Source organism: Microbacterium hydrothermale (assembly GCF_004854025.1).
Classification (GTDB): Bacteria; Actinomycetota; Actinomycetes; order Actinomycetales; family Microbacteriaceae; genus Microbacterium; species Microbacterium hydrothermale.
In genome coordinates this window covers 105,893-130,488 of sequence record NZ_STGM01000001.1, presented here as the reverse complement: position 1 = coordinate 130,488, position 24,596 = coordinate 105,893, and the positions used below count along the sequence as shown (strand labels likewise).

20 protein-coding genes are annotated in these 24,596 nt (G+C 73.0%); 10 read left to right on the top strand and 10 right to left on the bottom strand.

Annotation, left to right across the window (positions count from 1 at the left end):
* Positions 1-16: 16 nt before the first annotated feature.
* The gene (locus FB047_RS00590; RefSeq protein WP_136585320.1) at positions 17-3,304 is read right to left on the bottom strand and encodes an ATP-dependent DNA helicase; all 3,288 of its coding nucleotides are present in this window, start codon (positions 3,302-3,304) and stop codon (positions 17-19) included.
* Positions 3,301-6,444, bottom strand: a complete 3,144-nt coding sequence (locus FB047_RS00585) for an ATP-dependent helicase (protein WP_240752399.1) — start codon at positions 6,442-6,444, stop codon at positions 3,301-3,303. Before FB047_RS00585 ends, FB047_RS00590 begins: the two co-directional genes overlap by 4 nt.
* 223 nt (positions 6,445-6,667) lie before the next feature.
* Here FB047_RS00585 and FB047_RS00580 point away from each other — a divergent pair, with 223 nt between their 5' ends.
* Together FB047_RS00580 and FB047_RS00575 are read left to right on the top strand one after the other, a co-directional pair.
* Positions 6,668-6,892 (top strand): DUF3107 domain-containing protein, encoded by a 225-nt coding sequence (locus FB047_RS00580; protein ID WP_116537759.1) that lies wholly within the window; start codon positions 6,668-6,670, stop codon positions 6,890-6,892.
* Between the two features lie 10 nt (positions 6,893-6,902).
* Positions 6,903-7,187, top strand: a complete 285-nt coding sequence (locus FB047_RS00575) for a hypothetical protein (RefSeq protein WP_136585319.1) — start codon at positions 6,903-6,905, stop codon at positions 7,185-7,187.
* 132 nt (positions 7,188-7,319) lie between these two features.
* On the opposite strand, the gene FB047_RS00570 is transcribed toward FB047_RS00575, so the two are convergent.
* On the bottom strand, positions 7,320-8,036 hold the full coding sequence (locus FB047_RS00570) for a ferritin-like fold-containing protein (protein WP_136585318.1): 717 nt from the start codon (positions 8,034-8,036) through the stop codon (positions 7,320-7,322).
* Positions 8,037-8,190: 154 nt separating this feature from the next.
* Between FB047_RS00570 and FB047_RS00565 the strand changes: the two genes are divergently transcribed.
* Positions 8,191-9,648, top strand: a complete 1,458-nt coding sequence (locus FB047_RS00565) for a DEAD/DEAH box helicase (protein ID WP_136585317.1) — start codon at positions 8,191-8,193, stop codon at positions 9,646-9,648.
* A 386-nt stretch (positions 9,649-10,034) separates the two neighbouring features.
* On the opposite strand, the gene FB047_RS00560 is transcribed toward FB047_RS00565, so the two are convergent.
* Positions 10,035-10,895: a PHP domain-containing protein gene (locus FB047_RS00560; RefSeq protein ID WP_136585316.1), complete on the bottom strand. Its 861-nt coding sequence runs from the start codon at positions 10,893-10,895 to the stop codon at positions 10,035-10,037.
* Between the two features lie 260 nt (positions 10,896-11,155).
* Here FB047_RS00560 and FB047_RS00555 point away from each other — a divergent pair, with 260 nt between their 5' ends.
* From FB047_RS00555 to FB047_RS00545, 3 genes are all read left to right on the top strand, one after another.
* Positions 11,156-12,187 carry an endonuclease/exonuclease/phosphatase family protein gene (locus FB047_RS00555; protein ID WP_136585315.1) on the top strand — a complete coding sequence of 344 codons (1,032 nt, stop codon included), beginning with the start codon at positions 11,156-11,158 and terminating at the stop codon, positions 12,185-12,187.
* Positions 12,188-12,259: 72 nt separating this feature from the next.
* The gene (locus FB047_RS00550; protein WP_136585314.1) at positions 12,260-13,705 is read left to right on the top strand and encodes an aminopeptidase P family protein; all 1,446 of its coding nucleotides are present in this window, start codon (positions 12,260-12,262) and stop codon (positions 13,703-13,705) included.
* Positions 13,702-15,498, top strand: a complete 1,797-nt coding sequence (locus FB047_RS00545; RefSeq protein WP_136585829.1) for a gamma-glutamyltransferase family protein — start codon at positions 13,702-13,704, stop codon at positions 15,496-15,498. Before FB047_RS00550 ends, FB047_RS00545 begins: the two co-directional genes overlap by 4 nt.
* 236 nt (positions 15,499-15,734) lie before the next feature.
* On the opposite strand, the gene FB047_RS00540 is transcribed toward FB047_RS00545, so the two are convergent.
* Together FB047_RS00540 and FB047_RS00535 are read right to left on the bottom strand one after the other, a co-directional pair.
* Positions 15,735-16,409 (bottom strand): alpha/beta hydrolase family protein, encoded by a 675-nt coding sequence (locus FB047_RS00540; protein ID WP_136585828.1) that lies wholly within the window; start codon positions 16,407-16,409, stop codon positions 15,735-15,737.
* Positions 16,410-16,423: 14 nt separating this feature from the next.
* Entirely contained in the window at positions 16,424-17,206 is a 783-nt protein-coding gene (locus FB047_RS00535; RefSeq protein ID WP_240752389.1) for a YflT domain-containing protein, read from the bottom strand.
* A gap of 71 nt (positions 17,207-17,277) precedes the next feature.
* Here FB047_RS00535 and FB047_RS00530 point away from each other — a divergent pair, with 71 nt between their 5' ends.
* The 3 genes from FB047_RS00530 to FB047_RS00520 are packed head-to-tail and all read left to right on the top strand — an operon-like array spanning position 17,278 to position 20,287.
* Complete coding sequence (locus tag FB047_RS00530) at positions 17,278-18,597, top strand: magnesium transporter MgtE N-terminal domain-containing protein (protein ID WP_136585313.1); 1,320 nt, start codon at positions 17,278-17,280, stop codon at positions 18,595-18,597.
* The gene (locus FB047_RS00525; protein ID WP_136585312.1) at positions 18,597-19,142 is read left to right on the top strand and encodes a DUF1003 domain-containing protein; all 546 of its coding nucleotides are present in this window, start codon (positions 18,597-18,599) and stop codon (positions 19,140-19,142) included. The genes FB047_RS00530 and FB047_RS00525 overlap by 1 nt, the downstream gene beginning before the upstream one ends.
* Positions 19,139-20,287 (top strand): Mrp/NBP35 family ATP-binding protein, encoded by a 1,149-nt coding sequence (locus tag FB047_RS00520; RefSeq protein WP_136585311.1) that lies wholly within the window; start codon positions 19,139-19,141, stop codon positions 20,285-20,287. Before FB047_RS00525 ends, FB047_RS00520 begins: the two co-directional genes overlap by 4 nt.
* Before the next feature lie 265 nt (positions 20,288-20,552).
* Here FB047_RS00520 and FB047_RS00515 read toward each other — a convergent pair whose 3' ends face one another.
* A complete protein-coding gene (locus tag FB047_RS00515) occupies positions 20,553-20,924 on the bottom strand; it encodes a twin-arginine translocase TatA/TatE family subunit (protein WP_136585310.1) in 372 nt (123 codons plus the stop codon).
* A gap of 72 nt (positions 20,925-20,996) precedes the next feature.
* Here FB047_RS00515 and FB047_RS00510 point away from each other — a divergent pair, with 72 nt between their 5' ends.
* Complete coding sequence (locus tag FB047_RS00510) at positions 20,997-21,635, top strand: O-methyltransferase (RefSeq protein ID WP_136585309.1); 639 nt, start codon at positions 20,997-20,999, stop codon at positions 21,633-21,635.
* 340 nt (positions 21,636-21,975) lie between these two features.
* Here FB047_RS00510 and FB047_RS00505 read toward each other — a convergent pair whose 3' ends face one another.
* The 3 genes from FB047_RS00505 to dapE all read right to left on the bottom strand — a co-directional run bounded on the left by FB047_RS00505 (position 21,976) and on the right by dapE (position 24,561).
* Entirely contained in the window at positions 21,976-22,149 is a 174-nt protein-coding gene (locus FB047_RS00505; protein ID WP_136585308.1) for a DUF3117 domain-containing protein, read from the bottom strand.
* A gap of 115 nt (positions 22,150-22,264) precedes the next feature.
* Positions 22,265-23,488: a hypothetical protein gene (locus FB047_RS00500; RefSeq protein WP_136585307.1), complete on the bottom strand. Its 1,224-nt coding sequence runs from the start codon at positions 23,486-23,488 to the stop codon at positions 22,265-22,267.
* Positions 23,485-24,561: a succinyl-diaminopimelate desuccinylase gene (gene dapE / locus FB047_RS00495; RefSeq protein WP_136585306.1), complete on the bottom strand. Its 1,077-nt coding sequence runs from the start codon at positions 24,559-24,561 to the stop codon at positions 23,485-23,487. The genes FB047_RS00500 and dapE overlap by 4 nt, the downstream gene beginning before the upstream one ends.
* Positions 24,562-24,596: the final 35 nt, after the last annotated feature.

Below are 24,596 nucleotides of genomic sequence, written 5' to 3'. Positions count from 1 at the left end.
GGCGCCGCCGGCGCGGTCAGCCCCGGATGACCAGTTCGTCTCCGACGTAGAACAGCGCGACGTCGATGAGATCGAGGTCGATGCCGTGCTTCGCGTGGTAAGCCTCGCGGTACAGCTCGAGCTGCACCATGCGCGATCGACGCTCGGCCTCGGTGGTCGGCGGGCGCCCCGTCTTCCAGTCGACGATCTCGTAGCGATCACCGTGCCGGTAGACGGCGTCCAGCTTGCAGATCACCACGTGGTCCCGGCCGTCGAGCCGCCTCGTGACGTAATCGATCTCGGTCTCGACCTCGATCGGGCGCAGTGACGCCCACTCGGACCGCTCGAAGCACTCGCGCAGCCGCTGCAGCTCGGCCGCATCCGCGGCGGAGGAGCCGGCCTCGTCGTCGTCCCACAGCGCGTCGTCGTCGAGCCCGACCCCCGACCCCACGAGTCCCGAGCGCTGCTCGACCCACGCGTGGAAGAGCGTGCCGAGACGGGTCTGCCGATACGGGCGTTCCGGCATCGGTCGGCGCAGGTCTTCGACCGCTCCGCCGTAATCGGCGACGAAGTCCTTGAACTTCGACGCGGGGATGCGGGTGGGCGCGGGCGCATGCGCCGGGCGGAGCCGCTCGGCCCGCTCCGCCAACAGCAGATCGAGGTCGGGGTCGGCCTCCGCCGGCGGAGCGTTCCTGGCCGCCTGCGCGTGTGCGACCGCCGCCGTGACGGCTGTGCGACGCGAACCCAGCGGATCGAGCGGCCAGTGCAGCAGGCGGCGTTCCCCGTCGTACGGGTCGTCACCGGGATCGTCGATCACGAGGTCGATCCCGAGCGCCTCGAGGGCTTCGTCGAGGAAGACGCTCGGCCGGCGCGGACGCTTCGTGCCCGACCAGCTCGACCCCGACAGAAGCAGGTGATCGCGCGCGCGGGTGAAGGCCACGTAGGCGAGTCGACGGTCCTCGTCGAGCTGTCGGCCGCGGTTATCGGCGACGAAGGACTCGATCGCGGCCTTCAGATCCTGTTGCGTCTCGGCCCCTCGCCACCCGAACACCGGGAGCCAGGCCGCATCACCACGGAATTCGGACGGGAGGATGCCGAACCCCAACCACCCCTTCGTGTCGCGCGCGAGCGAGGGGAGCTCGTCCGCCACGAGACGCACCACGGCGACGGCATCCCACTCGAGACCCTTCGACCCGTGGATGGTGAGCAGCTGCACGACGTCGTCCTCGGGCGGCTCGGTGCGCGGCGCGAACTCGTCGGCCTGCTCGGCGTGATCGAGCCACGCCAGCAGGCTCGACACCGAGCCCGACTCGTCGGCCGCGAGAAAGCCGCGGATCTCGTCGACGAACGCCCGCAGCTGCGCCGAGGCGACGCGCGCGGGGCCACGCGATTCGTTCGCGGCCAGCTCGATGTCGAGCCGCAGCTCGGCCTCGATGAGGCGGATCAGTTCGGGGATCGGCGCACCGAGGCTGCGGCGCAACCCGGCGAACACCGCGCCGGCCTCCCGCAGCCGCGCGCGTCCGTCGGGCGTGATGTCGGCGAGCCAGCCGTGACCGTCGCTCTGGCGCGCGATGAAGTCGAGGGCGTCGACGAGCGACGCGCGGTCGGCACCCGGCGTCGAGCGCAGCCGATCGATGACGTCGGGCTGCAGCGGCTGCAGAGCGACGTCATGCGTGGCGAGACGCTTCGCGAGCTGGGCGAGCGCGCGCAGATCGGCCAGGCCCACGGCCCAGCGCGGGCCCGACAGCAAGCGGATGAGCGCCGACCCCGCCTCGGGATCGCTGATCACCCGCAGCACCGACACCACGTCGACCACCTCGGGGGTCGTGAGCAGTCCCCCCAGCCCGAGGATGCGATGGGGGATGCCGCGTCGCCCTAGCGCGTCGCCGAAGCGCACCATGTGCTTCTTGCTGCGGAACAGCAAGGCCCCGGTCGTGGACCGCCCGTGCGCGGCGCGTTGAGCGCGCACCCCGACGAACCAGGCCGCCACTCGGTCGGCCTCGGCGTCGAGGTCGTTCTCGAAGACCGTCTCGACGAGTCCCTCCGGTGCGCCGGGTCGCGGTCGCAGCTCGTCGACCGCCACGGCGGCGCGCGGCGCGAGAGGAGCGAGCACCGCGTTGGCCGCGGTGAGCACCTGCGCGCTGTTGCGCCAACTCGTCAGCAGCGTGAACCGTCGGCAGTCGACGTCGGGGGCGAACGCCGCCGGGAAGCCGCCCAGGTTTCCCGCGCTCGCCCCGCGCCACGCGTAGATGGCCTGGTGCGGATCGCCCACCGCCATCACCCCCGTGCCGCCGAACAGGGTCGCCAGCAGGTCGGTCTGCACGACGGAGGTGTCCTGGTACTCGTCGAGCAGCACCACGCGGTAGCGGGCACGCAGCTCCGCCACCACCGCGGGGTGCTCGCGGGCGATGCGCAGGGCCCCGGCGACCTGGTCGGCGAAGTCCATCACGCCGAGCCGGGCTTTCTCGCGGTCGTAGGCGGCCGCGAGCGTCGCCAGGAGCGACAGCGCCGAGACCTTCGCGGCGGCATCCCCGACCTCTTTGTAGACGCTCACGCGCGCGGAGGTCGAGGGCCGCTCGACGATCCGCCCGAACTCCTCGGGGAACGCGGCGAGTTCGTCGAGGTCGACCAGGTTGTCGACGCCGTCGCGGGCGATGCGCAGCGCCGCGTCGATCAGCGTACGGGGGGATTCTTGGCGCTCCTCCAACCGCGGATCGTCGGAGGCGAACACGACACGTCGCATGAGCAGCCACGCCGCGGACTCCGACAGGACCGCCGCCTCGGCATCCCGACCGATGCGCAGGCCGTGCTCGCGCACGATCGAGTCGGCGAAGCTGTTGTACGTCGAAACGGTGGGGCGGTGCAGCAGCTGGTCGCCGTCGTGCGCATCGGGCCCCTCGGCCCCGGTCGCGGCCACGAGCGCGTCGAGTGCCTCGCGCCGCGCCGCGTCGCCCCGGGCCCCCTCGAGCGACGAGAGATCGGCGAACACGTCGAGCCGGCCCTCCGCGTGCAGACGCGGGAGGAACGGCAGGAGCCCGCGCGCCTCGAATTCCGACAGCCGCTGCAGGCGGCGCTGGATGCGCTCCGCCAGCTCTCCCGCGGCCTTGCGCGTGAAGGTGAGTCCGAGCACCTCGTCGCGACGCACCAGGGCGTTCGCGACGAGCCAGACGACGCGGCCCGCCATCGTCTCGGTCTTGCCGCTGCCGGCTCCCGCCACCACGAGCGCGGGTTCGAGCGGGGCCTCGATCACGGCGGTCTGTTCGACCGTGGGCGGGAACTGCCCCAGCGCCGCGGCGATGGTCGCCGCCGACAACACCTCGCTCATGACGCACTCACCGCCGAGACGGTGTGGATGCGGCACAGCCCGTACGAGAACTCGTCGCGGCAGTGCACCTCGTACGGGGCCGCGAACGTCGTCCCCCGCATGACGTCCACCGCGCTCTGCACACGCGAGACGAACGCGGCCCGCTGCTCCTCGTCGAACGGCTTCTGCGTCGGCTCGGCGTAGTCCTTCGTCGCGGCCGTCGGCCGCAAGACAAGCAGCTTCGCCCCGCCGGCGGGCAGGCCCGCCACCTGTTCGATCGAGCCCGACGAGAACGCCAGCTGATAGGCCGCGAGTTGCGGATTGTCGGCGACCTTCGCGTCGGTCTGCGGTTCGCTCTTGCCCGTCTTGAGGTCGACGATGACGACCTCGCCCGACGGGGTGAGCTCGACCCGGTCGATGTCGCCGCTAAGCACGGCCCCGTGCGCGCCGGCATCGGCGATCGGGATCGGTACCTCGAAGTGCCGCTCGGCGCCGATGAGCCGTCCGCCCGCGTCGTCGAACCGACGCAGGTAGGCCGCGAGCCGACGCACGAGGTCGCGCGCACGCAGGCGCTCGGCGCGCTCGCGCCACGCGGCGTCGAACACGAGCTCTCCCCACCTCTCGTCGACGACCGCCCACAGGTCGTCTTCGGACGAGGATGCCGCGGTCTCGAGCGCCGCGTGGATGATGGTGCCGATGCCCGCCGTGGTGCCGCCGCGGTCGCCGCCCAGATCGGCGATGACCCAGTCGAGCTGGCACTCCTCGAGGGCGTGGAGTCGCGAGGGCGAGACGCGCACGTCTTCGCGGTCGAGGTCGCGCAAGGGGGCGGTGGAGCTCGGCGGAGCAACGCCGTACCACTGCTCGACGGCGGCACCGGCGACTCCGGCGTTCGCCAGCAGGGCGAGTTGCCCGGCGGCGTGCACCCGCTCGGCGGAGGCGACGCGCGGAGCGGTCAACGAGCGGCGGTGCCGCGCGACGAGCCCGCGCAGCGACAGCGGGTGCTCCGGGATCGCCGCGGCGGGTTCGGGGGTCGGCAGCATCTCGAACAGCACGCTGGGCCCGGTGTCGTCGTCGTCGACCGCGGTGACGACGAGCAGGGAGTCGGCACGGCTGATCGCCCGGACGAAGAGGCGCAGCTCGTCGTGCATCGCCGCGCGGCGGCGATCGAGCATGCCCGCCGCGGGAAGGTCGGGGTTCTGCACGGCGTCGGCGAGACGCCAGGTCTCGAGCAGACCGCCACGCAACCGCGTGTTCGGCCAGACGCCGTCTTGCACACCGGCGATGACAACCGTGTCGAACGCTGTGCCGGCGGCCGCGGCGGGGGTGAGGATGCGCACCGTGTCGACCACGGCCGGCTGCTCGATGCGGTCTTCGGCGACGTCGCTGTCGAGGACGGACCGCAGGAACACCGCCGCTTCGCCGTCGGGTTCGCGTTCGGTGAAGCGCTTGGCGGCTTGGAACAGCGCGACGATCGCGTCGAGGTCGCGATCGGCCTGCTCGGCGATGGGCCCGTGACCGCGCGCGGCCTCGCGCCAGGTGCGCGAGAGGGCGCTGCGCTCCCATGCCGTCCAGAGGAGCTCGTGCGCGGTCGCCCGGCCCTCCGCCTGGCCGCGCAGCGCCGCGAGGGTCTCGCCGAGACGGATCGCGCGGCGAGCCTCCCGGGAGTCGATCGTGGCCAGCTCGAGGGGGAACCGCACGCCCGACACCAGGAGTTCGGTCGCCGCGCGCACTCCCCCGGCCCCGACCTCTTCGTGGCGCAGGGCCGTGCGCAGTCGCCGCAGCTCGATGGCATCCAGGCCCCCGAACGTGCCGAGCAGAGCGTCGACGACGTCGTCGGCGACCCACTCCTCCGGAGCGGTCGTGCCGAGTTCGACCAGGCGCACGAGGTCGCGTACCGGTCGCTGCGCACCCAGGGCGAGACCGGGCCCGCTGGCGCGAGCGGGCACCTCGCGAGCGGCCAGCTCGGCCTCGAGGGTCGCAACCTGTCGCGAGTCGTGGGCGATGACCGCGCAGGATCCCCAGGCCACTCCCTCGATCACGTGCCGTTCGCGCAAGATGCGGGCGATCGCGTCGGCCTCTTCGGCGGGCGAGCGGAGCAGGTAGGTGCGCACCGAGCCCTGCCCCGCCACGCCGACGGGCGCGCTGCGGTGCGCCACGACGCCGGCCGCGCCGATGCGGGATGCCACCTGGCGCACCAGGTCGATCTGTTCGGGCGTTCCACGGTGCGGGGTGCGGAGCGCCGCGAGAGTTCCGAGTTCGCGCGCGAGACGCGCGAAATTCTCGGGCGTCGCCCCGCGGAAGGCCCCCGATCCCACGTCGGGGTCGCCGAACGCGACGACGCCGATGCCGAGGGCGCGACAGGCGCGCAGCAGGTCGATGCCTCCCGCGGTGAGCTCCTGGGCGTCGTCGACGAGGATGCACCGCAGCGTCGCGAAGCGCCCCAGCAGCGCGCGATCCGCGAGGGCGTCGTCGAGGACCGACACCGCCTCGCGCGCGAGGTCTGCCGCGTCGCGGTGCGCGCCGCGCATTTCCGCCCGCACCGCGCGGTACTCGTCGGCGAACGACGCCAGCGACGCCCACACGGGAAGGTCGTGTCGCGCGGCCAGGGCGGTCAGGTCGTCGGAGCCGAGTCCGAGCTCGGTGCACTCCGCCAGGAACGCGCGCAGGTCGCCGCGGAACCCCCGGGTGGCGCGGATGGTCGGGCCCAGCCAGTCGGGCCAGCGCGACGCGCCCTCGAGCTCGTCGAGGGCGTCGCCCTCGAGCAGGTCGCGGATGATCTGGTCTTCGTCGCCGCCGGTGAGCAGCTGAGGGGGCTCGCCGCCCCGCCGTACCTCCGCACCCCGCACCAGGTGGAACGCGAACGACGCCACCGACCGCGCGAGCGCGCCGGCCGTCGCGCGCTCGACCGCGAGCGCGAGGGGATCGCGCAGCGCCGTCGCCGCGGGCCGCGTGGGGGTGAGGACGAGCAGGTGGTCGGGATCGACACCGGATGCCACGAGCTCGCGCACGCGCGCCAGCAGGGTCGTCGTCTTGCCCGACCCCGGAGCCCCCACGACGACGCCGCTGGCGGTGGCGGGCCACGCGACGATCTCGCGCTGGTCGGCGTCGAGACCGTCGCTCGCCGTCGTACCGCCGGGGGTGGCGGCATCCGTCATCTGCATGCGTTCCACGCTAACGGCGACCTCCGACATCGCTCCGGTGCGACGAGCGGGCCGGTATCGATCGGCGGCGTTCGACGGGGTGCGCACCGCGGCCGGCGCACGCCTGGCGCGTCGCGTTCGCCATCCGCGAAGCGGCCCGCGCGACGGGCTGCCGCGTCGGAACCCTGCCCTAGAGTCGAAGCACGCGCCGGGCCGACCGCGGCCCGCGGGGAAAGGACGCATCGTGGAGATCCGCATCGGCATCACCAACACCGGCCGCGAGCTGAACTTCGAGACGAACGAGAGCTCCGACGCCGTCAAGTCGGCCGTCGCCTCGGCCCTCGACAGCTCCGCCAGCCACGTCACCTTCACCGACGTCAAGGGCAACTCGTACCTCGTCCCCACCGCCAACCTCGCGTTCGTCGAACTCGGCACCGAAGAGTCGCGACGCGTCGGCTTCGTCGCCTGATCCTTCCGCCGTGCAGATCCTGCTCGGTCTCCTGGTGGGCGCGGTGATCGGCCTCGCGGCCCACGTCGCGCTCCCCGGCCGCGACCTGCGCGGAGCCGCGCTCGCCCCGTTCGCGGGTGCGGCGGCGGCCGCCGTCGCGTGGACGGCGCTCACCTGGACGGGGCTCGGCGATTCGCCCCTCGTCTGGGTGGTGGCTGTCCTCGCCCCCGCGGTCACGGTGTTCGCGCTGATCCCGCTCGTCAGTCGTTCGCGTCGCGCCCGCGACGACGCTGACCGCGCGCACCTGACCGTCTGACTCTTCGCGGCGCACGGCCTCCCGTCTCAGCCTCCGCGGGGCCCCGCACGGAAACCACGGCGTCGAGCCGCGGCAGCGCACCGATGGCGGGTCCGAGCCACCGCGACGGCGTCCCGCACGAACGCAGCGGTGTCAGGCCGCCAGGCCCATGGCATCCATGCGTCGTGCGTGCGCACCCATCAGCTCGCTGAAGACGGGCTCGACCTTGGCCTCCTCGGCGCGGTCGAGGTGCCCGTGCCGCAGCGCCGCGCGCGCGACGAGCAGCGTGTCGCCGACGAGCCGGCGCCCCCACAGCGCCAGAAGCCAGCGCCACTCCTCGTCGCTGTCGATCGTGGCGCCGAGGATGTCGACGATCGCCTGCCGGTCGTCGTCGGCCTGCAGGATGCGCGCCACGCGCTTGCCGGTATCGCCGTAGCTCGAGGAGAGCGCCAGATAGAAGTCGTCGAGCATCCCGGCCGTGATGTGGACCGTCAGCATCGTCTCCTGGGGACGGATGCCGTGCGTGTTGCGGCGGAACGCGTCGAGCGACTCCCGGAACGGCAGCATGAGCTGCGTCGGGTCGGCCCCGCGCTCGCGGATGAGCGCCACGAGCTCCTGGTGCTTGATCAGCGCCGCACCCGCCGCGCGGGAGAGCGACTCCTTCTCGGCGAGCTCGGGCGTGAGGGCGATCAACTCGCTCAGCGTCTCGAAGAAGCCGAGCTGCAGATAGGCGGCCTGCCCGAGGAAGGTCTCGACGTCGGGGGCCAGCTCGGCGAAGTCGACGCGCATGGCCTCGCCGAGGTCTCCGCGCGAGCGCAACTGCAGCGTGCGGCCCACCGGGCGCTGACGACGACGAAGCCACTCGAACACAGACCACAGCCTAGGCGCGGTGTCGGGGGCCCGCGAGACACGCCGGGTAGAGTGGTCGGGTCCCGGCGATGGATCGGGACCCCGCGCCTGTGGACGAGTGACGGCGTGGATACGACTCCCCAGGCGGTCTCTCGCCGCCGGAACAGGCTGTTTCATGACGACCTTCGCCGAGCTCGGCATCGACCAGGACATCGTCGATGCCCTGGCTTCCAAGGGCATCACCGATGCCTTCCCCATTCAGGAGCAGACGATCCCCCTGGGCCTGCCCGGCCAGGACATCATCGGTCAGGCCAAGACGGGTACCGGAAAGACGTTCGGCTTCGGCATCCCCGTGGTCCAGCGCCTCGGGCTCGACCCCGAGCCGGGCGTGAAGGCGCTCATCGTCGTCCCGACGCGCGAGCTCGCCGTGCAGGTCTACGAAGACATGGACATGCTGACCTCCAACCGCTCCACGAGCGTCGTCGCCATCTACGGCGGCAAGGCGTACGAGGGCCAGATCGACCAGCTTAAGGCCGGCGCCCAGATCGTCGTCGGCACGCCCGGTCGTCTGATCGACCTCGCCAACCAGCGCCTGCTCGACCTGTCGCACGCGACCGAGGTCGTGCTCGACGAGGCCGACAAGATGCTCGACCTCGGCTTCCTCGCCGACATCGAGAAGATCTTCTCGAAGGTCCCCGCCGTGCGGCACACGCAGCTGTTCTCGGCGACCATGCCCGGGCCGATCGTCGCCCTGGCGCGCCGGTTCATGTCGAACCCGATCCACATGCGCGCCAACGACCCCGACGAGGGCCTCACGCAGGCGAACATCAAGCACCTCGTCTACCGCGCGCACTCGCTCGACAAAGACGAGGTCATCGCCCGCATCCTGCAGGCCGAGGGTCGAGAGAAGGCGGTCATCTTCACCCGCACCAAGCGCGCCGCGCAGAAGCTCGTCGACGAGCTCGGCGACCGCGGCTTCAACGCCGCCGCCGTCCACGGCGACATGAGCCAGGAGGCGCGCGAGCGCTCGATGGCGGCGTTCAAGGCCGGCAAGAAGGACGTGCTGATCGCCACCGACGTCGCCGCGCGCGGCATCGACGTGAACGACGTCACGCACGTCATCAACCACACGATCCCCGACGACGAGAAGACCTACCTGCACCGCGCCGGCCGCACCGGCCGCGCCGGTCGCACCGGTATCGCGGTGACGTTCGTCGACTGGGACGACGTGCACAAGTGGGCCCTCATCAACCGCGCCCTCGAGTTCGGTCAGCCCGAGCCCACCGAGACGTACTCGTCGAGCCCCCACCTCTACACCGACCTCGACATCCCCGAGGGCACGAAGGGTCGTCTCGTGACCGCGCCGAAGGCGGCCGAGTCCAAGCCCAAGCCCGAGCGCAGGAGCGAGGGATCGACGGATGCCGAGGGCGAGCGCGCCCCGCGTCGTCGCCGTCGGCGCGGGGGCTCGTCGAGTGGCGAGTCGTCGACCGAGGGCGCTCCGCGCGCCGAGGGCGGCGCCGGAACGCACGACGGCTCCGGCAAGGAGCACCACGACGGCAACGCCGCACCGCGCCGCCGTCGTCGCCGCCGCAGCGGCGGCAGCTCGGGAGCCCCGACCGCTCCCGTCGCCTGACACGCGCACGTTCCGACGGCGCCGATCCCTTCAGGGGTCGGCGCCGTCGCTCGTCGCGGGCGGACAGCGGCATCCGGCTCTCCTCCCCACCCGGAGGGCGCACCCCACCCTCACCCCCGCGATAAACGCTTCCTGTGTCGAGACACGCACCGAGGACGCCTTTCTGAGCACAAACGGCGTTTATCGGGGCTCGCCCACCCCGGCCCGCACCAGCACCGCGGCTCACACGGGCCCGGCTCGCACCGGCCCGGCCCACACCAGCACCCCGGCCCACACCGACGCCCGGCGGCCCACCCCGGCGCCCCGGCCCACCCCGGCGCCCCGGCCCACCCCGGCGCCCCGGCCCACACCGACGCCCCGGCCCACACCGGCGCGGCACCCGCGCCTCAGGCGAAGACCGGTGCCGTTCCGCGGCCTCGAGCGACGATGCGCGCGACCATGTCGTCGGCGGTGGTGTTCTCCCCCGGGACGTTGGGTTTGCCGAGGCCGTGATAGTCGCTCGACCCGGTGACGATGAGGTCGCGCTCCGCGGCGAGGGCGGCGAGCAGCGCGGTGGGCTCGGGAAGGTTCTCGCGGTGCGCGAGCTCGAATCCCGCCAGGCCGGCCCGGAGCATCGCCTCGATCACGCTGTCGGGCAGCAGGGCACGACCGGCCGGGTGCGCGACGATCGGCACGCCCCCCGCCGAGACGACCAGCTCGACCGCGGTCACCGGGTCGGGAGCGTAGAGCGCGACGTAGTAGTCGCCGGAAGGATGCAGGATGCCGGCGAACGCCTCGGTGCGGTCGGCGACGATCCCCCGCGCGACGAGGGCGTCGGCGATGTGGGGGCGTCCCACGGTCGCGCCGTCGGTGGTCTGCGCGACGATGTCGTCCCACGCGAGGTCGTAGTCGTGCGAGATGCGCTCGGCCATGATCTGGGCCCGGTCGAGGCGGGACGAACGGATGCGATCGGTCATCGCGCGCAGGCCCGCGTCGTCGGGATCGACGAGGTAGGCGAGCAGGTGGACGCTGCGCCACCGGTGCCGGGCCGACAGCTCCATGCCGGGGAGGAACGTCATCCCGAGCGAGGTCGCCGCCTCGGCGGCCTCGGCCCAGCCGGAGGTGGTGTCGTGGTCGGTGAGCGCGGCCGTGCGCACGCCGTGACGGTGGGCGGCCGCCATCACCTCGGCGGGGGGCTCGGTGCCGTCGGAGTGCGAGGAGTGCAGGTGCAGATCAGCCGGTCCGTGGAATCGACGATCGTGTGGCACCCGTCGAGCGTATCGCTCCGGGTTCCGCCGCGGCGCGCGCGGGCACGCGGGGCCTCGTCGTGCCGCGCGGTACCGCGCCGCGCCGGCCGAACCGCGCGGCGCGCGCGAGCGCACAGGTCCGCGTCGTGCCGTGCGGGACAGCGCCGCGCCGGCTAAACCGTCCCCGGGAACCACGTCACCCACCCTCACGGTGACGACGCTCGGGCTCCACCCTGCCGGCATCCGCCGATCTCCCAGACGTCTGTCCTAGGGTCGGTCGGGTGCGTCGGCTGCTCGGATTCCTCGTCGCGCTCGTCTTCGCGGCGGGCGCTGCGGTGCTCACGTGGCCCTCGGCCTTCGGACTTGAGCGCACCTTCCCGCTCGCGCAGATCATCTCCTTCCGCGCGGCGCTGGCGGCCGTGCTGGTGGCCGCGACGCTGCTCATGCTGCTGTTCGCCCTCATCCGCCCCATCCGCGCCCTCGCGCTGGTGCTGGCGCTCATCCTGGGCGTGGCCGGCGGGGTCAACGTCGCCCTGCTGAGCCAGCGCGGTCTCGGCACCGAGGCGCTGCCGGCCAAGACCGACACGAGCCTGCGCGTGATGACCTGGAACACCGCGGGATCGGCGACCTCGGCGGAGTCGATCGCGCAGTTCGCCGTCGGCATGCAGGCCGACGTCGTCACGCTCCCCGAGACGACGATCGACACGGGCGCCGAGGTCGCGAAGCTCATGCGCGACATGGGCCAGCCGATGTGGGCGCACCACGCCGAGTACGGCGAATACGGCATCACCGGATGGGATGCCACCTCGACCACCGTGCTGATCCGGCCCGAGCTCGGCGACTACTCCGTCATCCAGTCGTCCCTCGACGGGTCGAGCAACACCTCCACCGTGCCCAGCGCCGTGGCGATGCCCGTGTCGGGCGACGGTCCGATCATCGTCGCCGCCCACGCCGTCGCCCCGCGCGAGGAGTACATGCCGCAGTGGCGCAGCGACCTGCAGTGGCTCGCCGACCAGTGCGCGAGCGACAACGTCATCCTCGCGGGCGACTTCAACGCGACCCTCGACCACATGACCGGTATGGGCGTCGACGGCGGAACCCTCGGTCGCTGCCACGACGCGGCGTCGGAGAGCGGCAACGGCGGGGTGGGCACGTGGCCGACCGATGCGCCGGCCCTGCTCGGCGCCCCGATCGACCACGTCATGGCGACGCCCGACTGGACCGTGTCGGGCTCGGTCGTGATGCGCTCCCTCGACGGCTCCGGCAGCGACCACCGGCCGATCGTCGTGCAGCTGGAGCGCACCGGGGGCTGAGACGACTCCTCCCCCGCGCGTCGGTGCGGGGGCATCCGTGCGCGACGCGGCGACGGGTGCGAGACTGGAACGATGGACGCCCCCTCCACCAGCGACACGACCGCACCCGCCGAGCCCACGACCGCCGAGCCGCAGACCGACGAGGTCGCCCTCGACGCCCCCAGCAACCGCAAGGCGCCGTTCCCCCGCGGCTTCCTCGACACCATCTCGACCGGTTGGGCCGAGCACCCGGCCGCGCTCCCCGAGCCGCGCGAGCAGGCCGCGTGGGCCGCGCGGCGTCGCGCGCGCGTCTCGCGCGCCTTCCCCGGCCAGCGCGTCGTCGTGCCCGCGGGCGGCCTCAAGCAGCGCAGCAACGACTGCGACTACCCCTTCCGTGCGCACTCCGCCTTCTCGCACCTCACGGGCTGGGGCAGCGACGCCGAGCCCGACGCGGTGCTCGTCTTCGAGCCGCGCGACGAGGGACACGAGGCCGTGCTGTATTTCCGCGAGCGCGCCGACCGCACGACGGCGGAGTTCTATTCGGATGCCACGATCGGCGAGTTCTGGATCGGACCGCGTCCCGCCCTCGACGGCGTCGCCGCCGACCTCGGCCTGACCACGGCGCACCTGGACGCGTTCTCGCCCGAGGCGGACGACCGCACGGTCGGTACCGACGACGAGCTGACGCGCTTCGTCTCGGAGCTGCGCCTGATCAAGGACGACTACGAGCTCGCGCAGATGGCCCTGGCCGTCGAGGTGACCGGCCGCGGCTTCGACGACATCGTCGCCGAGCTCCCCCGCATCATCGAGCACCCGCGCGGTGAGCGCGTGGTCGAGGGCGTGTTCCACCAGCGCGCGCGTTCCGACGGCAACAGCGTCGGATACGACACGATCGCCGCGTCGGGCCCGCACGCGTGCTACCTGCACTGGACCCGCAACGACGGCGCCGTGAAGCCGGGAGATCTAATCCTGGTCGATGCGGGCGTCGAGGTCGACAGCCTCTACACCGCCGACATCACGCGCACCCTCCCCGTCTCGGGAACCTTCACCGAGATCCAGCGTCGCATCTACGAGACGGTGCGCGAGGCCGCCGACGCGTCGTTCGCCGCGGCCCGCGTGGGCGTGCCGTTCCGGCGCCTGCACGAGGCCGCCATGGAGGTCATCGCCGCGCGCGTCGCCGAGTGGGGCCTGCTGCCCGTCACGGCCGACGAGGCCCTCGACGCCGACAAGGGCGGCCAGCACCGCCGCTACATGGTGCACGGCACGAGCCACCACCTCGGCATCGACGTGCACGACTGCGCCCAGGCCCGTCGCGACATGTACTACGACGGTCTGCTCGAGCCCGGCATGGTCTTCACGATCGAGCCCGGTCTGTACTTCCAGATCGACGACCTGACGGTCCCCGAGGAGTACCGCGGGATCGGTGCGCGCATCGAAGACGACATCGTCATGACCGAGGACGGGCCCGTCAACCTCTCCGCGGGCATCCCGCGCACCGCCGACGAGGTCGAGGAGTGGATCGCCCGGCAGTCGCGATGACGTTCACGCCCCCGGCATCCTTCACCACGCGGCCGACGCTGCGCGGCACGTTCGGGATGTCGGCCTCGACGCACTGGACGGCGACCGCCACCGCCCAGGCCGTGCTCGAGCGCGGTGGCAATGCGTTCGACGCGGCGGTCGCCGGCGCCTTCGTGCTGCACGTCGTCGAGCCGCACCTGAACGGACCGGGCGGCGACCTCGTCGCGCTCGTGCGGCCCGCGGGCGCTTCGGAGCCCGTCGTGCTGATGGGACAGGGTCCGGCACCGGCGCGCGCGACGATCGCGCACTTCCGCGGGCGCGGTCTCGACCTCGTCCCGGGCGCGGGCGGTCTCGCGGCCGCGGTGCCGGGGGCGGTCGACGCGTGGCTGCTGCTGCTCCGCGATCACGGCACCTGGGAGCTGGGCGACGTGCTCGCCTACGCGATCGGCTACGCCCGCGACGGGCACCCGCTCGTGGCGGGGGCCGCGGTGACGATCGCCCGGGTCGCGGCGCTTTTCCGCGACCACTGGCCGTCATCGGCGGAGCGATGGATGCCGCAGGGCACGCCTCCCGCCGCCGACTCGCTCGTGCGCAATCCGGCGTACGCCGACGTGCTCGAGAGTCTGGTCGCGGCGGGGCCCCGGGGCGATGACGTACCCGGCGACGGCCGCACCGCGCGCATCGAGGCCGCCCGCACGCGCTGGATGACCGTCGTGCTGCCCGAGGCCGCGGCCTTCATCGCGCAGCCGCACCGGCATGCCGACGGCGCCGATCACGCCGGCATCCTGGACGCGGACGACCTGCGGTCGTGGAGCGCCGGGTTCGAGCCTGCCGTGAGTACGGGGTTCCGCGGGTGGGACATCTTCAAGGCGGGCACCTGGTCCCAGGGGCCCGCCCTGCTGCAGACCCTGCGGATGCTCGACGTCGCCGACGACGCGGAGCTCGATCCCGCGACCGTCGAGGGGGCGCACCGCGTGCTCGAGGCCCAGAAGCTCGCCTACGCCGATCGCGACGCCTGGTTCGGCGACGCCGACGGGGCGGTCGGCGTCGACGCGCTGCTCGCCGACGACTACGTCGCCGCCCGCCGGGCCCTGATCGGGCCCGAGGCCTCGACCGCGTGGCATCCGGGGTCCCCCGAGGGCCGCGCTCCGGTGCGCCCTCCCCTGCGCACCGACTCCGCGCGCACCGACGGATCGACCGGGGAGCCCACGGTCGACCGCTCGGGGCAGACCCGCGGAGACACGTGCCACATCGACGTGATCGACCGCTGGGGCAACGTCGTGTCGGCGACCCCGTCCGGCGGGTGGCTGCAGTCCTCCCCCACGGTGCCCTCGCTGGGATTCTGCCTCGGCACCCGGCTCCAGGCGACGTGGCTCGTCCCGGGGCATCCGGCATCGCTCACCCCCGGGCGCCGCCCGCGCACGACCCTCACTCCGACCCTGCTCTCGCGCGGTGACGAGGTGATCGCCCTCGGTTCGCCCGGCGGCGACCAGCAGGACCAGTGGCAGCTCACCGTGCTGCTGCGCATGCTGGTCGGCGGATACTCGGCCCAACAGGCCATCGACGCCCCGAACCTGCACACGACGGCCCTCGTCGACTCGTTCTGGCCGCGTACCTGGACGCCCGCGGGCGTCGCGGTCGAGGACCGCCTCGGCGCCGAGGTGATCGCGGGCCTCGAGCAGCGCGGGCACCGCGTGCGCCGCATGGGCGACTGGTCGCTGGGGCGCGTCACGGCCGTCGGGCGGGGCGCCGACGGAACGCTCTGGGCGGCCGCGAATCCCCGCGGCGCGCAGGGGTACGCAGCGGGTCGCTGACCCAGGGCGATCGGATGCCGCCGTGCGGCTCGCAGCAGCCTCCCGCGGCCGCCCGCACCGGCCTCCCGCGGCCGCCCGCACCGGGCTGCCCGGCCGTCGCCCGCGCGCCGACGCGCAGGCCGCACAACTCCGGAAGATCCGGCGCATCGACGCGTTCCACGCCCTCGCCCCTCGGATCTGCAGGAGTTGTGCCGCACGCCCCCGGCATGCGGCCGCCCGACGCGGGCGATGCGGCCTCAGAGCGACCGCACGAACCCCGCGACCACCGGGGCGAGCCCCGCGCCGATCTGCTCGGCCGGACGCCGCGCGCCCTTCACCTCGAACGAGTGGTTCCCTCCTGCGATCCACTCCACGCGCGCGTCCCGGCACGTGGCGACGACCTCGTCGAACTGCGCGCGCGGGTCGATGAAGGGGTCGTTCTCGCCCTCGACGAACAGCTGCGGCGTCCCGATCGCGGGCAGGTGCGCCGCGCGCGGCCTGTCGCTGCGTCCGGGCGCGTGCAGCGGGTACCCCAGGTAGACGAGCCCGGCGGGGGCGATGATCCCCTCGGCCGCGGCGACGGACGCCATGCGCCCGCCGTACGACTTGCCCACGGCCGCGTACGCCCCCGGAACCGCCCCCGCCAGCCACTCCTGGACGCCCGCCCACGTCGCCACGGCGTGTGCGGCGGGTCCCGGCATCCGTCGTCCTGCCTCGACGTAGGGGAAGACGAACCGCAGAACGGAGATGCCGTCGGCCGCGAGGGCCTCGGTGAGGCCCGCGAGGAACGGGTGCTCCATGCCCGCCCCCGCCCCGTGCGCGAGCGCGACGGTGGTGCGGGTGGCGGATCCGGATGCCGCCGACCACAGCCCCGAGACCTCCGTGGCGCCGGTCGGGAGCGCGACGGCGATGCGGACGGGCTCGGCCGCCATGGCGGCGTCGGTGCTCACCGCTCGGTCGGTCGCGTGGCGTCGGTTCCGGCGGCGTCGTCGGTGCCGGTGGTGTCACCCGCGGCCGGGGTCGATCTGCCCGAGGCACCGGGCGCGGCGTCGTCCGACGGCGCCTGCGGCCGAGGCTCGGGCGCCTTCGGCGCGATCCGCTCGCCGTAGCGCGGGGGCTCGTCGTCGGAGGGCGCGACCGTCGGTGCGGGCGGCCGGGGCGGGGCGGCGGGCGCGGTCGACCCGGGGGTCACGCGCTCACCGTACTGCGGCGGGTCGGACGGCGAGACCGCGGGACGCGACACGACGGTGCGCGGAGCGCCGGAGGGGCCGACTATGCCGCGCGCCTTGTGCACGCTCGTCGCGGCCACGCACACGTCGTAGTGGTCGGCGGCGACCTGCATCACCGAGGCGAAGTCGCGGCGGCGGCGCACGATCGAGTAGGTGCCCAGGCTGAGGAGCATGCCGAGCGCCATACCCACCAGCAGCACGCCGACGAACAGCGAGATCTGCACGGTGGGCTGGCCGAGCACGAAGATGAAGGCGAACAGCAGACCGAGCATCAGGCCGTTGAGCGCCCCCGAACGGGCGGCGGTGGCGTAGCCGAGACGACCCGTGACGCGTTCGATCGAGCGCAGGCCCGACCCGACGATGGCGATGTCGCGCGCGGGGACCTCCCCGGCGATCAGCGACGAGACGGCCTTCTGGGCCTGCTCGTACGTCGGGAACGAGGCGATCTTCTCGCCGACCTCGTCACGGCCGGCGCCCGGACGCTGCGCGAACATACTCATTTCACCATCCTGTCACGCGCGCCTGGGGCGTTCCGAGGTGTTGCGCATGAGGCGCGGACTACGCTGTACCGGTGAGCACGCAAAGGGTTTTCGTCGCCCGCTTGGCGGGCTGCACGGTGTTCGACCCGGCGGGCGACCGCCTGGGCAAGGTGCGCGACGTCGTGGTGATCTACCGCGCGTCGGCCGCGCCGCGCGTCGTGGGCCTCGTCGTCGAGATCCCCGGGCGCCGACATGTGTTCGTGTCCATCGGACGCGTCACCTCCATCCAGGCCGGTCAGGTCATCACGACCGGCCTCATCAACGTGCGCCGCTTCCAGCAGCGCGGCGGCGAGGTGCGCGTGATGGCCGAGATGCTCGGGCGTCGCGTGAGCCTCGTCGACGGCTCCGGAAGCGCGGTCATCGAAGACGTCGCGATCGAACGCAACCGCCTCGGCGAGTGGGACGTGGGGCAGCTGTTCCTGCGTCGCCCGCGCACGAGCGCGTCGCCCTTCGCCAAGGGTGCGACCACCTTCGCCGCGTGGGGCGAGGTGCGCGAGAACCAGACCCCCGGCGAGGCTCAGTCCGCCGAGCAGCTGGTCGCGACGTACTCCGAGCTCAAGCCGGCCGACCTCGCCAACACCCTCCTCGACCTCCCCGAGGAGCGCCTCATCGAGGTCGCCGAAGAACTCAGCGACGACCGCCTCGCCGACGCGCTCGAAGAGATGCCCGAGGACGAGCAGGTGCACATCCTCGAGCAGCTCGGCGACGAGCGCGCCGCCGACATCCTGGATGCCATGGAGCCCGACGACGCGGCCGACCTCCTCGGTCAGCTCCCCGAGTCGCGCTCCGAGCAGCTGCTCGAGCTCATGGAGCCCGAGGAGGCCGACGACGTCCGCGCCCTGCTGCAGTACGGTCCCGACACCGCCGGCGGTCTCATGACCCCCGAGCCGATCGTGCTCTCGGCGGATGCCACGGTCGCCGAGGCCCTGGCCCTCATCCGCCGTCACGAGCTGCACCCCGCCCTCGCGGCATCCGTGTTCATCACCCTCCCGCCGTACGAGACGCCCACCGGACGTCTGCTGGGGACGGTGCACTTTCAGCGCATGCTGCGCTACCCGCCGCACGAGCGCCTCGGGGCGATCATCGACGACACGCTCGAGCCGGTGCCTTCCGACGCCACGGCGGCCGAGGTCGCGCGCCTGCTCGCGAGCTACAACCTCGTCTCGCTCCCCGTGGTCGATCAGGCGCACCGCCTCGTGGGCTGCGTGAGCGTCGACGACGTGCTCGACTATCTGCTGCCCGATGACTGGCGCACGCATGACAGCGACGATCCGAAACCCCCGACCTCGGTCAGAGCCCTGCAGACGCAGAGCATCCCCACCCAGATCCCGCAGACCCCGAGGAGGCGCTGATGGCACGCAACAACAAGACGCCCGCCCTCGATGCGCCCCGCGGGCGCACCGGCGTCCTCGCCCCGCGCGCGCCGCAGCCCTCGCGCGACCGTTTCGGGCGCTTCACCGAGTGGGTCGCCCGCGCGATGGGGACCCCGACCTTCCTGCTGTCGCTGACGCTGTTCTGCGTGGTGTGGATGGGGTGGAACTCCCTCATGCCCGATGAGCTGCGCTTCGACTCCGCCGACATCGGCTTCACGGCCCTCACGCTCGTGCTGTCGCTGCAGGCGTCGTACGCGGCGCCCCTCATCCTGCTGGCGCAGAACCGTCAGGACGACCGCGACCGCGTGCAGATCGAGCAGGATCGCCAGCGCGCCGAGCGCAACCTCGCCGACACCGAGTACCTCGCGCGCGAGATCGTCGCCCTGCGCATGGCGGTGAAAGACCTGACCGACGAGGTCATCACGAAAGACACGCTCCGCACCGAACTCAAGGCGCTGCTCGAACGCCTCGACGAGCAGCCCGAGGCGGTCGCGCGCCCGGGGTCGACGCGGGCCACCCCGTGACCGCGGAGCTCGCGGCGCAGGTCCGCGACGCGGTCGCCGCCGTCACCGATCCCGAGTTGCGGCGCCCCCTCGGCGAGCTCGACATGCTGCGCGGGATCGACGTGCGCGGCGGTGTCGCCGAGGTGGGCATCGCCCTGACGATCGTGGGCTGCCCCGCCGCCGATCGCATCGAGAGGGACGTGCGGGATGCCGCTGCCTCGGTGTCCGGGATCGACGAGGTCGACGTGCGCGTCGGCGTCATGTCGCCCGACGAGCGCAAGGCGCTGACCGAGAAGCTGCGCGGGGGCCGCGCGAAGCGCGAGATGCCCTTCGGACCCGACTCGCTCACCCGCGTCATCGCCGTCACGAGCGGCAAGGGAGGCGTCGGCAAGTCGACGGTCACCGCGAACCTCGCCGTCGCCCTCGCGGCGCGCGGACTGCGCGTGGGCCTGATCGACGCCGACGTGCACGGCTTCTCGATCCCGGGACTCCTCGGTCTGGTCGACGACGACGGGCTGCCCCCGGCGCCCACCCGCCTCGACGATCTGATACTCCCGCCCGTCGCTTACGGCGTGAAGGTCATCTCGATCGGCATGTTCCTCCGCCGCCCCGGAGAGGATGCCGCTGGCGCGGTCGCGTGGCGCGGTCCGATGCTCCACCGCACTGTGCAGCAGTTCCTCACCGACGTGTTCTTCGGCGACCTCGACGTGCTGCTGCTCGACATGCCGCCGGGAACGGGCGACGTGGCGATCTCGGTCGGACAGCTGCTCCCCCACGCCGATGTCCTCGTCGTGACCACGCCCCAGGCGGCCGCCGCCGAGGTGGCTGTGCGTTCGGGGCTCGTGGCGCGTCAGACCGGTCAACGTCCGATCGGCGTGATCGAGAACATGGCCGCCATGACGCTCCCCGACGGCACCGTCCTCGACCTGTTCGGAGCCGGCGGGGGTGACGAGGTGGCGCGCGCTCTGTCGACCGGCGACGCGGAGGTGCCGCTCCTGGCATCCGTCCCCCTGAGTCCCGCTCTGCGCGCGGGGGGTGACGACGGCCGACCCGTCGTGCTCTCGCAGCCCGACGACCCCGCCGCCCGGGCGATCGACGCCGCCGCCGCGGCGCTGGCGATCCGCCCGAGGGGTCTGGCCGGGAAGCCGCTGCGCCTGAGCGTCTGACGCCTCCGCACCCCCGGCTGCCAAGCCCGTCGGAGCCCGAGACCACACACACAGACACCAGGTGGCTGAGCCCGTCGAAGCCACCGCGCCCCCAAGCACACCGGCCCCTTCGACGAGCTCAGTGACCTACCGCACACACACCACGAGGTGGCTGAGCCTGTCGAAGCCACCGGACCCCCACGCACACCGGCCCCTTCGACGAACTCGAGGACCCGCCTGAGTCGTGAACCCTTCGCGCTCCCCGGCCCCGGCGGCCGCCCGCGGCTCAGGTGGCTTCGTCGTCGAACGGGGGCCGCTCCCCGGGCGTGAACGGCGGAACCGTCGGCTTGGGCTTCGCCGCGAGAGCGGCGGCCCCGGCGGCGCGCATGGTCGCCGTGGGGGTGTCGTCCAGCAGCGCCTCGCGGATGATGCGGCGCGGGTCGTACTGACGGGGGTCGAGCTTCTTCCAATCGACCTCGTCGAACTCGGGCCCCATCTCGTCGCGCATGCGCGTGCGGGCACCCTGCAGCGTCTCTTTCGCGCGCTTCGTGAACTTGGCCAGCGCCTCCGCGTAGCGGGGAAGACGCTCCGGACCGACCAGCAGCGCAGCCACCACCCCGATCAGCAGCAGCTTCTCGATCGTGAGGCCGAAGAACATGGCTCCAGATTACCGGCCGCGCCTGGGGGGCGCGGACCGTCCGGCCGTCTAGCCTGAGTCGAGGAGGTCCACGTGAGCGGTCAGCAGGCGAACGAACGGTTCGTGCAGGAGTCGACGGTCGAGCCCGAGCACATCGCTCGCGCCCGGGCGCACGCGCTCGAGCTCGGTGCCGCGCCGGTCAGCCCCGCCGTGGGCGCCCAGGCCGCCGTCCTGTCGGCCGCTTCGCGCGCGCTGAACATCGTCGAGGTCGGTACCGGCGGCGGCGTCTCGGGACTCTGGCTGCTGCACGGCTCGCCCCGCGCCACGATCACGACGATCGACAGCGAGCCCGAGCACCTGGGTGCCGCGCGGCAGGCGTTCGCCGATGCACGGGTGCCGGCCGCCCGCGCGCGGTTCATCACGGGTCGCGCCTCCGATGTGCTGCCGCGCATGAACGAGGCGTCGTACGACATCGTGTTCATCGACGCCGACCCCGAGGGCGTGATCGAGTACGTCGAGCACGGCCTGCGTCTCGTGCGCGCGGGCGGGACGGTGCTGATCCCCCGCGTGCTCGCGGGAGGAGCGGTGGCCGACCCGGTGCGCCGCGACGCCGTCACGACGGCCTATCGCTCGCTCATCCAGGAGGTCCAGGCCTCCCCCGCGGTGATCGGCGCACTCTCCACCACCGGCGAAGGCCTCCTCCAGCTGACGACGCGCGCGGCCGACGCCTGACGCATCGCCGGCGCGGGCTCGGCTCGCAGCCCTCGCGCGCGGCCTGGTGCGCCGCGGCGGGCGGCTCCGGTGCGCCGCGGCGAGCGGCCGCGGCGGGCGGCTCCGGTGCGCCGCGGCGAGCGGCCGCGGCGGGCGGCTCCGGTGCGCAGCTCCCGCGTGTGGGCGGACCACAGATGCCGCTCGCCGCAGCCCCGGCGCGCAGCTCCTGCGCGGAGGGAAGACGGATGCCGCCCACCGCCACCCTCCGCGACCGCGCCCGTCCCGTCGTTCCCGGATGCCGCGCCCCCGGGAACGACGAAAGCCGGCCCCCGAGGGGACCGGCCTTCGTGCGGGATGATCGTCAGGCGGCGCCGACGACACCACCGAGCACGTCGTGGAGTTCCTTCGCCTCGGCGTCGTTCACCGAGACGACGAGACGCCCGCCGCCCTCGAGCGGCACGCGCACGATGATCAACCGGCCCTCCTTCACGGCCTCCATCGGTCCGTCGCCGGTACGCGGCTTCATGGCTGCCATCGCGGCCCCCTTTTCCTCGTTGGTCTGAGAACTAGTTTAGTGCGTCAGCGCACGACCTCGTCGAACCGCCGACCCCGTGGGTCATCCCGGCGCGAGAGGAGGCGCGCAGAGGCGCTCAGGGGATCTGCCAGAACGTGTTCCCCAGGGCGTACATGTTGTAGATCCACCACCATTGGCCCAGCAGCGCCGCGGCGAGAACACCCACGCGCCACCGGAGCGAGCGCGGCACCGCCAGCGCGCCCCACAGCGGCGACACCGGCACGAGCAGACGGAAGATGCTCGACTGCGGGAAGAACACCAGCAGCAGGTAGACGAGATAGCTCGCCGACCACAGGCGCACCTCGACGCCCAGCTTCTTCACCTGCGGCAGCGTCACGAGCGCGACGGACACCACGCCGATCAGCAGCACGAGCGCGACGACGCCCACGACCGGGCCGAGACCCCACTGCGTGAACCAGAATTCCGCGGCCTGCACCCAGCCCTCGACGGGCACGAACGCCCCGCTGCCGTCGGCGATCCAGTTGCGACGCCAGGCCAGCTCGGTCGCGAGGTAAGCGCCCGACTCCCCCGTCACCGCCGCCGCGATCGCCTGCCAGGCGAAGCCCACCGCCCCCGACAGCAGCCCCAGGGCGACGATGTGCGCGACCTCGCGCGCGGGAAGCGGCTCCGCACGGCGACGCACGAAGCGATGCACGCCGTACAGCGCGAGAAAGAGCGCGAAGGCAAGGATGCCGGGCCGGGTGAATCCCATGACCGGGACGAGCAGGTACAGCCACCCCCACCGCCGACGCTGGACGCACCACAGTGCGACGAAGAGCAGGAAGAGGAAGAGCGCCTCGGCGTAGCCCACCTGGAACAGGGCGGCGAGCGGGCCGCTGGCGAAGAAGACGACAGCCCACATCGCTGCGGAGGCGCCGATGCGCTCGCGCAGGAGCGCGTAGAGCATCACGCTCGCGCCGTACCCGGAGGCGAGCGAGATCGCGACCGCCCCCGCGCCCCACGAACCGAGCACCGTGCCGAGGCCGGCGGACAGGTAGGCGTAGAGCGGCATGAAGGCCCACGCGTTCTCGGCGACGTGCCCGGTCGTAGTGATCGGCAGGTGCTGCGGGTAGCCCGAGACGGCGGCGAACCAGTACCACTGCGCATCCCACCCGAGGGCCAGATCGCCCAGCGACGGAGCGATGCCGTACCGCGATCCAGGGCCCGAGAGGCTCGATGCCAGCAGGAAGAAACCCGTGGTCACCAGGCGCGCCGCGACGTAGATCACGGCGATGCGCGCGGCCACGGGCAGCGCCCGCCACGCGCGCACCGGCGCGGGAACCGTGGCCGCGGTCGTCACGACCCGCTCAGCCAGGCCCGCAGGCCCCGTTCGACCGCGTCGATCTGCGCCACCGGCACACGCTCCTCGTCGTGGTGCGCGAGGTGCGGGTCGCCCGGACCGTAGTTGACGGCGGGGATGCCGAGGGCCGAGAACCGCGCGACGTCGGTCCATCCGTACTTGGGCGTGGGCGTCGCGCCGACGGCCTCCACGAACTCGCGGGCGAGCTCGGCGTCGAGGCCGGGACGCGCCCCCTCGGCGATGTCGACGATCTCGACGTCGAAGCCCGCGAACACGTCGCGCACGACGCGCTCCGCGGCGGCGGCGTCACGGCTCGGCGCGAAACGGTAGTTGACCTCCACTTCGCACGCGTCGGGGATGACGTTGCCGGCGACACCGCCCGTGATGCGTACGGCGTTGAGCCCCTCGCGGTAGTCGAGCCCCTCGACCGCGATGGTCCGCGCGTGGTACTCCGCCAGGCGGGCGAGGATCGGTGCGGCCTTGTGGATGGCGTTCTCGCCGATCCACGAGCGGGCGCTGTGGGCGCGGACGCCCTCGGTGCGCACGAGCGCCCGCAGGGTGCCGTTGCACCCGCCCTCGACCTCTCCGTTGCTCGGCTCGCCGAGGATCGCGAAGTCGCCGGCGAACAGATCGGGGCGGTGGCGCGACAGTCGGCCGAGGCCGTTGAGCGACGAATCCACCTCTTCGTGGTCGTACCACATCCAGGTGATGTCGACCCCGGGAGCCGTCAGCTCGGCGGCGAGCTTCAGCTGGACCGCGACCCCCGCCTTCATGTCGACGGTCCCGCGGCCCCAGAGGAAGGCCTCGCCGTCGATCTCGCGCTCTTCGACCGGGAGGTTGCGGTTGATGGGAACCGTGTCGATGTGCCCCGCGATCACGACACGACGCGCGCGGCCCAGGTCGGTCCGCGCGACGATCGTGTCGCCGTCGCGGATGATCTCGAGGTGACCGTACCCGGCGAGGGCGGCCTCGATGGCGTCGGCGAGGGTCTTCTCGTCGCCCGACTCGCTGGCGATGTCGCAGACCGCGCGGGTGAGGTCGACGGAGGAGGCGGTGAGGTCGAGCGCGGTCATGCCACCGATCCTTTCACACGCGGTCCCGCCGGTAG

What these genes read in the sequence shown, in the direction of transcription:
- FB047_RS00505 (WP_136585308.1), bottom strand. Translation starts at nt 22,149, where the DNA reads ATGGCAGCCATGAAGCCGCGTACCGGCGACGGACCGATGGAGGCCGTG.
- FB047_RS00585 (WP_240752399.1), bottom strand. Translation starts at nt 6,444, where the DNA reads ATGCAGATGACGGATGCCGCCACCCCCGGCGGTACGACGGCGAGCGAC.
- FB047_RS00565 (WP_136585317.1), top strand. Translation starts at nt 8,191, where the DNA reads ATGACGACCTTCGCCGAGCTCGGCATCGACCAGGACATCGTCGATGCC.
- FB047_RS00550 (WP_136585314.1), top strand. Translation starts at nt 12,260, where the DNA reads ATGGACGCCCCCTCCACCAGCGACACGACCGCACCCGCCGAGCCCACG.
- FB047_RS00535 (WP_240752389.1), bottom strand. Translation starts at nt 17,206, where the DNA reads ATGAGTATGTTCGCGCAGCGTCCGGGCGCCGGCCGTGACGAGGTCGGC.
- dapE (WP_136585306.1), bottom strand. Translation starts at nt 24,561, where the DNA reads ATGACCGCGCTCGACCTCACCGCCTCCTCCGTCGACCTCACCCGCGCG.
- FB047_RS00525 (WP_136585312.1), top strand. Translation starts at nt 18,597, where the DNA reads ATGGCACGCAACAACAAGACGCCCGCCCTCGATGCGCCCCGCGGGCGC.
- FB047_RS00515 (WP_136585310.1), bottom strand. Translation starts at nt 20,924, where the DNA reads ATGTTCTTCGGCCTCACGATCGAGAAGCTGCTGCTGATCGGGGTGGTG.
- FB047_RS00540 (WP_136585828.1), bottom strand. Translation starts at nt 16,409, where the DNA reads ATGGCGGCCGAGCCCGTCCGCATCGCCGTCGCGCTCCCGACCGGCGCC.
- FB047_RS00545 (WP_136585829.1), top strand. Translation starts at nt 13,702, where the DNA reads ATGACGTTCACGCCCCCGGCATCCTTCACCACGCGGCCGACGCTGCGC.
- FB047_RS00590 (WP_136585320.1), bottom strand. Translation starts at nt 3,304, where the DNA reads ATGAGCGAGGTGTTGTCGGCGGCGACCATCGCCGCGGCGCTGGGGCAG.